This is a genomic window from Lentibacillus songyuanensis (assembly GCF_039548255.1).
In the GTDB taxonomy this organism is placed as follows: Bacteria; Bacillota; Bacilli; order Bacillales; family Amphibacillaceae; genus Lentibacillus_C; species Lentibacillus_C songyuanensis.
The window spans coordinates 81,404-92,517 of the sequence record NZ_JBCLVH010000007.1 but is presented as its reverse complement, the minus strand read 5'-3'; the positions used below and the strand labels follow the sequence as shown (position 1 = coordinate 92,517).

Genomic DNA, 11,114 nt, shown 5'->3' with positions numbered 1-11,114 from the left:
TTCCGATTAAAGAAACTTGTTTTTGTTCGGATTTCTCTAAGGCTAAAAACTTTTTCCCAGCTTCCAAGAGTACAGGCTTCTCGATAGTTTAAAAGCTCCTATTTACGATAATTGCAAACAGGAGCCTATTAGGAGTAACCTTATTTTAAGATTTCCAATACATTTTTAACCGATTCCGCTGATTTATCTAATGCAGCTTTTTCTTCATCGGTTAAATCCAGTTCAATAATTTCTTCAATTCCATTTGCCCCAAGGATCGTTGGAACACCAAGGTAAATATCGGAGTATCCGTATTCCCCTTCCAGATACGCAATTGCTGGAATCACACGACGCTGATCCTTTAGAATCGCTTCGGCCATCACGGTTAAAGATGCAGCTGGTGCATAATAGGCACTGCCATTACCCAACAGATTCACGATTTCGCCGCCGCCTGTACGGGTACGGGCAACAATTTCATCCAAGCGTTCTTTGGAAATTAACGTTTCTAGCGGAATTCCGCCTGCATAGGAATAACGGATTAATGGCACCATATTATCTCCATGTCCACCTAAAACAAAACCTGTTATATCCTTTACGGACAGGTTTAGTTCTTCAGCAATAAAGGAACGAAACCGAGCAGTATCCAACACGCCGGATTGGCCAATAACACGTTCTTTCGGGAAGCCTGATTCTTTAAACGCTGTATATGTCATGGCATCCACCGGATTTGACAGGACAACAATCAAACAATCTGGTGAATAGTTGGCAACGTCCTTGGCAACTGTTTTCATGATTTTCGCATTTGTATTAACTAAATCATCCCGGCTCATACCTGGCTTACGGGCAATGCCAGCAGTAATAATTACAAGGTCCGAATCCTTGGTGTCTTCATAATTTGACGTTCCAGTGATTTTAGCATCGAATCCTTGGACAGGACTTGCTTCGAACATATCTAGTGCTTTTCCCTTTGTAGGGTCTTCCATATTTGGAATATCTACAAGTACAACGTCACCAAGTTCTTTTTGTGCAAGCATTAATGCTGTCGTTGCCCCAGTGAACCCGGAACCGATTACAGATATTTTATTACGCTTAACAGCCATGTAAATCCCCTTCCCTTCTCTTTTAACATACAATTAAAACGAATTCGCCCGTAGTTATCAAAGTCACTATACGGGCGCATCCGTTTTTGAAATTAATCCATATTCTTAATAAGTTCGTCACCGAATTCGGAGCATTTGACTTCTGTTGCACCATCCATTAGACGGGCGAAGTCATAGGTTACTACTTTCGATGCGATGGTTTTATCCATTGCTTTGGCAATTAAGTTAGCTGCTTCTCTCCATTCTAAATGCTCAAGCATTAAACTTCCAGAAAGAATGACGGAAGATGGGTTGACTTTATCTAAGCCAGCATATTTCGGTGCAGTACCATGGGTTGCTTCAAAAATAGCATGTCCAGTATCATAGTTGATATTAGCTCCTGGTGCAATTCCAATACCGCCAACCTGTGCTGCTAAGGCATCTGAAATATAATCCCCGTTAAGGTTCATGGTAGCAACAACATCAAATTCAGCCGGACGAGTCAGGATTTGCTGCAGGAAGATATCAGCAATGGCGTCTTTGACAATAATCTTGCCAGCAGCTACCGCTTCATCCTGTGCCTTATTGGCAGCATCTTTGCCATCTTTCTCAACGATACGGTCATATTCTGCCCATGTAAATGTTTGATCACCAAACTCTTGCTCCGCAACCTCATAGCCCCAAGCCTTAAATGCGCCTTCTGTAAATTTCATAATGTTTCCTTTATGAACAAGTGTCACACTCTTACGTCCTTCATTCAACGCATATTGGATGCTTGCACGGACAAGACGTTTTGTTCCTTCTTCTGATACAGGTTTAACACCTATACCGGAAGTTTCCGGAAAACGGATATTATGTACATCCATTTCGTTTGTTAAGAAGTCAATAACCTTCTTCACTTCTGGAGAGCCTTTTTGCCATTCAATTCCAGCATAAATATCTTCGGTGTTTTCACGGAAAATGACCATATCCACTTCTTCAGGACGCTTAACAGGTGATGGTACACCGTCAAAATAGCGTACTGGACGTAAGCATGTAAATAAATCAAGCTTTTGACGCAATGCCACGTTTAACGAACGGATTCCACCGCCAATTGGAGTGGTAAGCGGGCCTTTAATTGCAATTTTGTATTCATTAATCATGTTAAGTGTTTCATCAGGCAGCCATTCTCCCGTTTTATCGAATGCTTTTTGACCTGCATACACTTCTTTCCAATCAATTGACTTCGTACCGTTATATGCCTTTTCGACCGCAGCCTCGATAACCCGTTTTGCTGCAGCCCAAATATCTGGACCCGTTCCATCCCCTTCGATAAATGGAATAATTGGACGATCTGGAACGTTCATTGTTCCATTTTCAACTGTGATTTTTTCTCCCTGTGACATAAAAAAACCTCCTCATACTTTCATACGGATTCTATTCTATCATATTTTAACAAAACGTGATAACAGCTGGGAGAAACCAATCGCCGACAAGGCTTGCGGCACACCCCCAGCTTCTCGAATATTACTTAGCGATTTTCGATTGCAACATAATCCTGTGTTTTCGGACCAATATATTCGGCACGTGGACGAATGAGACGATTATTGCTATATTGTTCCAAAATATGCGCCAGCCATCCGGAAGCACGGCTCGTTGCGAAAATTGGTGTAAATAAATCATGATCAATTCCCAGACTGTGATAAACCGATGCTGAATAGAAATCAACATTTGCTGGCAGCCCTTTTTCTTCTTTGATAAATTCTTCTATTTTCACGGACATATCATACCATTTTGTTTGGCCCGTGATTTTTGTTAATTCTTTTGACATATGTTTTAAATGCTTAGCACGAGGATCGCCATTTCGATAAACCCGATGACCCATACCCATGATTTTTTCTTTATTTGCTATTTTTTCTTTAATATATGGAATAGCGTTTTCCACTTCACCAATCTCTGTCAGCATTGCCATAACACGCTCATTTGCCCCACCATGAAGCGGTCCTTTTAATGCACTAATTGCAGCAGTAATCCCGGAATAAATATCGGATAATGTAGCAACACAAACGCGGGCAGTGAAGGTTGATGCATTCAACTCATGATCAGCATGCAACACAAGTGCTTTGTTGATTGCCTCCACTTCGATGTCATTTGCTTCTTTCCCATTTAACATATAAAGGAAATTCGCTGCAAACCCTAACTCTTTTTTCGGTTGAACCGGTTCTTTCCCTTTACGAATTCTAGCAAACGCAGTAACTACCGTCGCCATTTTTGCTTGGATCCTTAGAGCTTTACGTTTGTTGGCTGCCTCTTCCATGACATCCGCCTCTTCATCGTACAACCCCAAGAGTGATACTGCTGTTCGTAATGCTGCCATTGGATGTACCTTGGACAAATCATAGGAATACAAATGCTTAATAACAGCATCTGGTATTTCCATGTTTGCGGCCAAGTCCGCCTTAAAAGCATCCAGTTCTTGCTTCGTTGGAAGTTTTAAATTCCATAATAAATAAACCACTTCTTCAAAACTGGAATGCTTTGCAAGATCATCAATTCTGTAACCAACATATGTAAGTTGATCATCAATAATGGAACTAATTGACGATTGAGTTGCTACAACTCCTTCAAGCCCTTTTGTTGTCATAACAAACCCTCTCCTTTTCTATAATTTGCTGCTACTGACAAACAGTTATGGAATATTTGTGACAACACTCCTTATAAAAAATACAAGTTGTCATCCCCAACGCTAATTATAAAGTATTCCAAGAACAAAGTGAATCGAAAGCGATTAAAACCATTAATATTTTTCACAAAATGTTCATTTCATACGCAAATACAGGGGGATATATCCATTTTTTGGAAAATAATTGTTGACATCCTGCTAGAAAGTCATTCTATTTCTGGGCACAGTTACATACATAAATAAGAACAAGTATTTATTCGCAGTAATGAGGTGAAAAAGTGTACAAGCTAAGAATGCATGCCATATTACGATTCTTATTTATCATCGCAATTATTCTTGGCATATACCTGTCCATACGTTACACCTTGGTATACATATACCCGATTATTGTGGCAGTTATTCTTTCATGCATCATCAACCCAATTGTCACGGGATTGGAAAAAAGATTAAAGTTTCCGCGATCATTGGCGACACTTGTTGCATTAATGGTGCTATTTACAATTATCCTTGGTAGTATTATTCTTATCATTTCCGAATTCATTCAGGGGACCATTTATCTGGCTGAAGTAGTGCCTGCACACTTTAATCTGTTTATATCGTATGTGGAGGTGTTTTTGGAAAATCATATTCTTCCGGCTTATCATAAAATCGCTTCTTTGCTGCATGCATTAGATCCGGAGCAGCAAAGGGTGATTCAACAGCATATCCAACAAATAGCAAACAATCTTGCTTCCACTGGAACAGTTGTGTTAAAAGATTTACTATTGAAAATTCCAGCTTTTGTGCAATGGCTGCCTACATCATTTGCGGTACTCATATTTATCGTTTTAGCTAGTTTTTTTATTACCAAAGACTGGGATCTTTTTCACCAAAAACTAAAAACCAAAATACCGGCAGCCGCAAATGACAGCACCCGTAATATTTGGTCACATTTAAAAAGAGCTTTATTCGGCTTTATCAAAGCACAAATAATCCTCATTTCCATAACAGGGGCGATCATTTTTATTGGGCTAAAAATAATCCATGTAGATCATGCACTGACCATTGCTTTGATTGCTTCAGGGGTCGATTTGCTCCCGTACCTGGGAACCGGCATTATTTTTATCCCATGGATCATCTATTTGTTTCTTGCTGCCGATTACCCAATGACAATCAGCCTGTCCATTCTCTACATGGTTATTGTGATCAGCAGACAGATTATCGAGCCAAAACTGTTATCATCCTCCATTGGGGTACATCCATTGCCACTCCTGATTGCCGTTTTTATTGCTGTACAGCTATGGGGGATCGTCGGATTGCTGCTTGCCCCAATTATTGTCGTCCTGTTAAATGCGCTGCAACAGGCTGGAGTTTTTACGCAGGTTTGGCAATTTATTAAAGGTTGATTACTATTTACGATAGATAATGGTACCTTTACCCATTTTGTTTTTTATCAACCGATACACCCAGCCTCTAAGCGGTATTCTTGTCCAGGGCAATACCAATAGAAAGCCAGCCGTATCTGTAATAAAGCCAGGAGTAAACAATAGAACTGCCCCAATAAAGATACAGATTCCATCTACAATTTCATTTGTTGGGGCGTATCCTTCGTTCATCTGCAGCTGAGCGCGCCGCCATGTTTCCATTCCTTGGTTTTTCGCAATCGTTATACCAAGTACACCCGTTAATATAATTATAAAAACAACCCACCATGGACCGATGATTCCACCTGCCCATACAAATACACCAATCTCCAGTGCAGGGACAATCAAAAATAAAAGCAGTATTAAACGCAAACTCGCTCACCCTCTCCACACCTGTTTATGCAAAAATGAAGGGGATACCCCCTTCATTTTGTTAGTCTGCCTTGACAAAAAGCACTGTAACAAAGGACCAAATGTGCATTATAATACGCTGGCATGCCCTTTGTATATATCTCCTTTAGCTGAGTCGATCGTAATATCTTCCCCATCCGTTACTAAATCAAGTACATTTTTCACCCCAACAATAACCGGAATCCCAAGGCTAAGTCCAACCACTGCTGCATGTGAAGTTAATCCACCTTCTTCGGTTACAATACCACCGCACTTTTCAATCGCTGGCATCATATCACGATCGGTACCATAGGTGACAATAATATCCCCGTCTTCCGTCTTGGCGATCGCATCTTCTGCATTTTTTGCCACAGCCACTTTTCCGAATGCACTACGTCTGCCAATTCCCTGACCTTTGGCTACAACATCACCAATGACATGGACCTTCATTAAGTTCGTCGTACCGGATTCACCAACAGGGACACCAGCCGTAATAATAACACGGCTGCCACGTTGGATTATCTTACTGTTTAGTCCACGGTCAACGGCAATATCAAGCATTTCGTCTGTTGACGTCGCTCGGTTTCCCATGATGGCATGTACGCCCCAAACCAAAGATAGTTGCCGATTCACCAATTCGGACACAGTTACAGCGACAATTGGAGCTTCTGGACGGTATTTCGAAATCATCCGTGCAGTATTTCCACTTTCCGTCGGTGTAATAATCGCATTCACCGATAAATTCATCGCTGTATGAGTGACCGACTGACTAATTGCATCGGTTATCGTCATATCAGCGGATTTAGAACGATTGGTCAAGATTTGTTTATGATCCAGTGCTGTTTCTGTCTTCAATGCAATATTGTTCATGGTTGACACAGATTCAACCGGATACTGTCCGGCAGCTGTTTCTCCCGACAGCATAATCGCATCGGTACCATCAAATATGGCATTAGCAACATCAGACGATTCTGCCCGAGTTGGCCTTGGATTCCGTTGCATCGAATCAAGCATTTGTGTTGCGGTAATGACTGGTTTCCCTGCTGTATTACATTTATGAATTAATTTCTTTTGCACAAGCGGAACATCTTCAGCTGGAATTTCCACACCTAAATCACCGCGTGCAACCATAATTCCATCAGATACTTCCAGGATCTCGTCAATATTGTCAACGCCTTCCTGGTTTTCTATCTTTGGAATGATCTGGATATGTGCAGCGTTATTTTTTTCCAGCAATTCTCTAATCTCCAAGACATCCGAAGGCCTGCGAACAAATGAGGCAGCAATAAAATCGATTCCCTGTTCAATGCCGAACGCAATATCGTTAGCATCTTTATCGGTAATCCCCGGTAAATTCACTTTCACATTGGGTACATTGACACCTTTTTTATTCTTAATCATACCAGAGTTCAATGCTTTTGTTTTTAACTCGTTGCGTTGTTTGTTGACCTCCAGCACTTCTAATTCGATCAACCCATCGTCAAGTAAGATCTTGGAACCTTCAAACACATCATCGATTAAGCCAGGATACGTAATTGAGAAACGTTCAGCAGTTCCGACCATTTCTTCCATGGATACATACACGATACTTCCCCTAGTTAATTCTGCTTCGCCATTTTCGAACGTCCCTGTTCTAATTTCCGGTCCTTTGGTATCCAGTAATATTGCCACTGTCTGACCCGTTTTTTTTGCAGCTTGTTTAATATTTTCAATTCGATAACCATGTTCATCAAAGTCTCCATGGGAAAAATTCAAACGAGCAACATTCATGCCAGAGTGAATCAGTTTTTCCAGCGTATCAATCGATTCAGACGCGGGTCCAATCGTACATACAATTTTTGTTTTTCTCATTGTGCTATCCATCCCTTTCTGTAATTCGTCCGGCTTTAGCGCCCAACGACTAGTGGCCAACACCCACCTTCGTACGATAAGTCAACATCGCTGAAGAAGGAAGGCCGACTAAAAACGGGCTTTGCGCCCAACGTCGGCATCCCCCTATGAAGGGGCATGTTTCCTTTATCTCCTACGAAGGAATGTTCAGTTAAAACCGCTGCTTTGCGCAGCAACACTGAACCACCCTGCATGGCAGGGCACAGTCCATATGACGCTAAACGGGCACTTCCGCCTTCGTGCACTATATTGATAATTCCTTTGATAATTGATACATGTCTGTATGGAGGTGGTGCTCGCGTGATAAGATTTCATGCAGGTCATGATCGACCAACATATTATTCTCGATTCCAACCATACGACCAGCCTTCCCGTCCAACAAAATATCCACTGCTCGTGCACCTAGACGGCTGGCTAACACTCGATCCTGTGCTGTTGGAGATCCACCTCGCTGTATATAACCCAACACGGTAACCCGGGTTTCCAGATCTGTTGCTTTCTTAATTCGCTCTCCATAAGCAAAACCACTGCCAACACCCTCGGCCAAAACGATGATACTATGTTTTTTCCCACGCTCATGTCCACGCTTAAGTCGTGTGATCACATCCTCGAAATCATCCGGCTTCTCCGGAATGAGAATACTTTCCGCTCCATCGGCAAGTCCTGCCCACAACGCCAAGTCCCCAGCATCTCTTCCCATCACCTCGATAATATAGGTGCGCTCATGGGATGTAGCGGTATCGCGAATCTTATCAATTGCTTCAATAATCGTGTTTAGCGCGGTATCAAAACCAATCGTAAAATCAGTACCGGCAATATCGTTATCAATCGTTCCTGGTACACCAATACATGGGTATCCCTTTTCCGTCAGTTTTTGGGCTCCATGAAAACTGCCATCACCGCCAATAACAATCAATCCATCAATCCCGAATTTCTTTAACTGGGCAATGCCTTTTTCCTGCCCTTCATTGGTCTTAAATTCATCGCATCTAGCAGACCGAAGTATTGTTCCGCCACGGTGGATAATATCGCCAACCGATCCAACTTGCATTTTTTCGATATTCCCATCAATGAGCCCCTGGTAACCATTCTTTATTCCATAGACATCAAGCCCATGGTAAATAGCCTTTCTAACGACAGCACGAATGGCAGCATTCATACCGGGGGCGTCACCACCACTTGTTAAAACTCCTATTTTTTTCATACCTTCACCTCAGGCTGTACAATCTCTTAATTTGTTATGTCTCTATTATAAAACATAATCCGGATAAGCCAAAATATCAAATGAACTGAGTCAGTTGTTACAGGAAATTACGCTCAACTTCTTTCCTGCACAATTGTTCTATGTAAACAGGAAATGGAATGGCATCATCCATTTGTTTACCATTCCGTTTCCTCTGCGTATAAAGTGAAACTTCATTCAGTGGGGGTTTTCGACGCACTCAGACGTGCTAGTGCAGGCGAAGGCATAAGGACGTGACGCTTTTAGCCTGCCCTTTCTCCCCCACTGAATAGTGGAACAAAGGCTAAGTTCTCAGGCGTTTGAGTTGCAACGCCTTTGTGACCTGCATCGTGAGGCCCGAACCGAATCAGACCTTTGTCATGCAGTTGACCCCCACTTATCTTTTTTCGTTTTACCTCAAAATCTTGAAGTGGGGATCTTACTGCCCGTTAAGGCGGGATAACATACCCATCCATAGGAGAAAAATTTAATTATTGCATTTCTGTATAACTGCCAATTTGTTTATATTTTTGCCATCTATTTTCAAGTAACTCATCGGCAGATACATTTGTTAATTCGGCCAGGGACTGCTGCAAAACTGGGGCAATATTCGCTGCTTGCTGTTTCAGATCCCGGTGAGCACCACCCCTTGGTTCTGGAATTATTTGCTCAATAATACCAAGCTCCTGTAAATCATACGATGTAATTTTCATTGTTTCCGCTGCCCGCTGTGCCAAATTGGAATCTTTCCATAAAAGTGCTGCTGCACCCTCAGGAGAAATGACCGAATACGTTGAATTTTCCAGCATGTGTATGTGGTCACCAATACCTAACCCCAAGGCACCGCCACTTCCACCTTCACCAATAACAATACAAACAATCGGCACGGTTAATCCGGCCATTTCCATCAAGTTTTTGGCAATTGCTTCACTTTGCCCGCGTTCTTCGGCAGCTTTACCAGGATAAGCACCTTTCGTATCAATAAAACAAACAATCGGCCGGCCAAACTTTTCCGCTTGTTTCATGTGACGTAATGCTTTTCGGTACCCTTCAGGATGTGGCATACCAAAGTTTCGGCGAATGTTGTCCTTCGTATCTTTTCCACGCTGATGACCAATAACAGTTACTGGTTTCTCTTGGTAGTAAGCAATACCAGCTACAATTGCTTCATCATCACCGTAATAACGATCCCCATGAAATTCAATAAAATCGGTGAACAGCTCAGCAATATAATCAAGTGAGGTTGGTCTGTCTTGATGACGAGCCATTTGTACGCGATCCCAAGGTTTTAGATTGGTGTATATATCTTCTTCCAATGTTGCCAATCGTTGTTCTAACGTCTTTATTTCTTCTGTCAAGTCAATCTCACTGTCTTGCGTGAAATTTTTCAGCTCCGTGATTTTATCTTTCAGGTTCACAATTGGTTTTTCGAATTCCAATACTTGTTTCACGCGTTCACTCCACCTTTCTGATGCATGGCAAGCAATGTTGTCAGCAATGTTTTTAGATCATGTCGATGGACAACCTGATCCAATTGGCCATGCTTAAATAAGAACTCCGCCGTTTGGAAATCTTCCGGAAGTTTCTCACGGATTGTTTGTTCAATGATTCGTCTCCCCGCAAAGCCAATTAATGCCCCAGGCTCGGCAAAATTATAATCACCTAACGAGGCGAAACTAGCAGAAACCCCGCCCGTTGTTGGATGAGTCATAATAGAAATCATTAACCCCTTTTCATTACTGAACCGTTTGATGGCGGTAGATGTTTTCGCCATTTGCATTAAGCTTAATACACCTTCTTGCATTCTCGCACCACCAGAAGCAGTAAAAATGATAAATGGCAAAGACTCTGTTCGGGCATTTTCGATTGCCCTGGCGATCTTTTCACCCATAACCGATCCTAAACTGCCCATTCGGAAACTCGAATCCATCACTGCAAACGCCGAAGCTTGTCCATTGATGGTTCCTTTTCCCGTGACGACACCCTCATTTAGTCCTGTCTTATTCCGATCCTTCTCCAGTTTCTGCTCATACCCGGGGAATCCCAGCGGGTTATCCGAGACCAGCTGCTGATCCCATTCCTTGAATGTATCCTCATCGAATAAACTATCAATCCGATCCCAGGCCTGTAACGAATGATGATAACCACAATTTGGGCAAACATTCATATTTTTCTTCATTTCTTTACGATAATAGATTTTATGACATCCTTCACATTTTTTCATTAATCCTTCAGGAACATCAATTTTTCCTTCTTCACTCGGAATGGATGCATATTTCTTTCGCTTGCCAAAAAAATCTTTAAGCAAGGTTATTTCCTCCTTTTTAAACCAACAAGCACCCTTAACCTAACCTAAGATGCTTTCATATATTGAAACTTCATTCAGTGGGGATATTACAGCCCATTAATGCGTGGTAAGAGCTTCGTATAGTATAACGATTAGAAATTAAAAAAGGTATCATAACTTGTCGAATACGATTAACTTTTCA

The 11,114-nt window shown here is 41.8% G+C and carries 9 protein-coding genes; 1 reads left to right on the top strand and 8 read right to left on the bottom strand.

Going from position 1 to position 11,114, the window contains the following annotated elements; translation table 11 throughout:
* Positions 1 to 140 precede the first annotated feature (140 nt).
* The 3 genes from mdh to citZ form a co-directional block, all read right to left on the bottom strand.
* Positions 141 to 1,079, bottom strand: coding sequence for a malate dehydrogenase (gene mdh / locus WMZ97_RS09170; protein WP_343271784.1), 939 nt, complete (start codon positions 1,077 to 1,079; stop codon positions 141 to 143).
* Positions 1,080 to 1,171: 92 nt separating this feature from the next.
* Positions 1,172 to 2,443: an NADP-dependent isocitrate dehydrogenase gene (gene icd / locus WMZ97_RS09165; RefSeq protein WP_343271783.1), complete on the bottom strand. Its 1,272-nt coding sequence runs from the start codon at positions 2,441 to 2,443 to the stop codon at positions 1,172 to 1,174.
* 125 nt (positions 2,444 to 2,568) lie between these two features.
* Positions 2,569 to 3,681: a citrate synthase gene (gene citZ, locus WMZ97_RS09160; protein ID WP_343271782.1), complete on the bottom strand. Its 1,113-nt coding sequence runs from the start codon at positions 3,679 to 3,681 to the stop codon at positions 2,569 to 2,571.
* Positions 3,682 to 3,998: 317 nt separating this feature from the next.
* Here citZ and ytvI point away from each other — a divergent pair, with 317 nt between their 5' ends.
* Complete coding sequence (gene ytvI, locus WMZ97_RS09155; RefSeq protein ID WP_343271781.1) at positions 3,999 to 5,105, top strand: sporulation integral membrane protein YtvI; 1,107 nt, start codon at positions 3,999 to 4,001, stop codon at positions 5,103 to 5,105.
* Between the two features lie 3 nt (positions 5,106 to 5,108).
* Here ytvI and WMZ97_RS09150 read toward each other — a convergent pair whose 3' ends face one another.
* The 5 genes from WMZ97_RS09150 to accD all read right to left on the bottom strand — a co-directional run bounded on the left by WMZ97_RS09150 (position 5,109) and on the right by accD (position 10,933).
* Positions 5,109 to 5,495, bottom strand: a complete 387-nt coding sequence (locus tag WMZ97_RS09150) for an FxsA family protein (protein ID WP_343271780.1) — start codon at positions 5,493 to 5,495, stop codon at positions 5,109 to 5,111.
* A gap of 108 nt (positions 5,496 to 5,603) precedes the next feature.
* Positions 5,604 to 7,364, bottom strand: coding sequence for a pyruvate kinase (gene pyk / locus WMZ97_RS09145; protein ID WP_343271779.1), 1,761 nt, complete (start codon positions 7,362 to 7,364; stop codon positions 5,604 to 5,606).
* 283 nt (positions 7,365 to 7,647) lie between these two features.
* Complete coding sequence (gene pfkA / locus WMZ97_RS09140) at positions 7,648 to 8,607, bottom strand: 6-phosphofructokinase (protein WP_343271778.1); 960 nt, start codon at positions 8,605 to 8,607, stop codon at positions 7,648 to 7,650.
* A gap of 509 nt (positions 8,608 to 9,116) precedes the next feature.
* Positions 9,117 to 10,076 carry an acetyl-CoA carboxylase carboxyl transferase subunit alpha gene (gene accA / locus WMZ97_RS09135; RefSeq protein ID WP_343271777.1) on the bottom strand — a complete coding sequence of 320 codons (960 nt, stop codon included), beginning with the start codon at positions 10,074 to 10,076 and terminating at the stop codon, positions 9,117 to 9,119.
* Positions 10,073 to 10,933: an acetyl-CoA carboxylase, carboxyltransferase subunit beta gene (accD, locus tag WMZ97_RS09130; protein ID WP_343271776.1), complete on the bottom strand. Its 861-nt coding sequence runs from the start codon at positions 10,931 to 10,933 to the stop codon at positions 10,073 to 10,075. The genes accA and accD overlap by 4 nt, the downstream gene beginning before the upstream one ends.
* Between the last annotated feature and the right edge of the window lie 181 nt (positions 10,934 to 11,114).

Bases quoted from the DNA above. Each gene is read 5' to 3' on its own strand.
- mdh (WP_343271784.1), bottom strand. From the start codon at position 1,079: ATGGCTGTTAAGCGTAATAAAATATCTGTAATCGGTTCCGGGTTCACT.
- icd (WP_343271783.1), bottom strand. From the start codon at position 2,443: ATGTCACAGGGAGAAAAAATCACAGTTGAAAATGGAACAATGAACGTT.
- citZ (WP_343271782.1), bottom strand. From the start codon at position 3,681: ATGACAACAAAAGGGCTTGAAGGAGTTGTAGCAACTCAATCGTCAATT.
- pyk (WP_343271779.1), bottom strand. From the start codon at position 7,364: ATGAGAAAAACAAAAATTGTATGTACGATTGGACCCGCGTCTGAATCG.
- pfkA (WP_343271778.1), bottom strand. From the start codon at position 8,607: ATGAAAAAAATAGGAGTTTTAACAAGTGGTGGTGACGCCCCCGGTATG.